The following is a 1,037-nucleotide window of genomic DNA, read 5'->3' on the forward strand; positions in this document are numbered from 1 at the left end:
AGACCTCAAGAAGATAGAGAAATGTTGGTCGTGGCTGAAAGCCCGTATTCGCCACGGTATTGAGCAGTTTGATTCTCTCCATGATGCCATGGATTCCGTTCTCAAAGCTGCGTCCTAACCACCTTGACTAATGCTATACTTCACGCCTTCCGTTCCCCGCTTCAATCCTGGGGTTATGATTCCCAAAATTGGGCAGCAATTCTCATTTTGGCGAAAACCTGTTCAAGTCCCCAGCATCCCTGTATCGTAATGACATCTAAGAAACCCAGGAGGGCCAGAGCCGTTGAAAAAGCCAGGTTGCTTTGAGACTCTAGTCGGTTCTTTCCGCCAGTGCTTGTCATCGCTACCGGACAAGCGCCGGGGTAAAAATCGCCGCTATGGAATGGAGGATGCCGCTTTAAGTGCGTGAGCGTGTGTTTTTTACTCAAACTCCGTCGTTTCTGGCTTATCAACGTCTGATGGAGGGGAGTAAAGGCAAGAGCAATGCCCAAAGTCTGTTTGGAGTTCATCGAATTCCCTGTGATCACCAGATTCGGGACTTATTAGATGCCGTGTCCCCAGATCACCTGTTTCCAGTGTTTGAGGAGATCCTACAAGTCTTGGAAGCCCAGGGGCAGTTAGAAGACTTCCGTTGCCTAGGGGACAGTCTATTAGTCGCGTTGGATGGCACGGAATACTTCAGTTCCGACAAAATTCACTGTCCCCACTGTTCAACGCGCACCCAGAAGTCAGGAAAAACCCATTACTTCCATAGTGTTGTCACTCCAGTCATCGTCTGTCCGGGACAGAATCATGTGATTCCCTTAGTCCCCGAATTTATCGTGCCCCAAGATGGTCATGATAAGCAAGACTGTGAGAATGCCGCCGCCAAACGCTGGCTATCGAGGCAAGAACAATGCTTGAGGGCTTTGAATGTCAAGGTTTTAGGGGATGACCTCTATTGCCACCAACCGTTGTGTCAGCAGTTTTTAGAGCAGCAACTTAACTTCATCGTCGTCTGTCGCCCCGAGTCTCATACTACCCTCTATGAACACCTA

Annotated in this window: 2 pseudogenes; both read left to right on the plus strand. The window is 49.3% G+C overall.

The window, feature by feature from the left end:
- A pseudogene (locus tag P5683_RS25210) lies at positions 1 to 118 on the plus strand (IS630 family transposase); the annotation flags it as partial.
- 264 nt (positions 119 to 382) lie between these two features.
- Positions 383 to 1,037 (plus strand): annotated as a pseudogene (locus tag P5683_RS25215) (ISNCY-like element ISAtsp9 family transposase); the annotation flags it as partial.

Origin of the sequence: Limnospira sp. PMC 1279.21, from assembly GCF_032349615.1 — a bacterium.
Lineage (GTDB): Bacteria > Cyanobacteriota > Cyanobacteriia > Cyanobacteriales > Microcoleaceae > Limnospira > Limnospira fusiformis.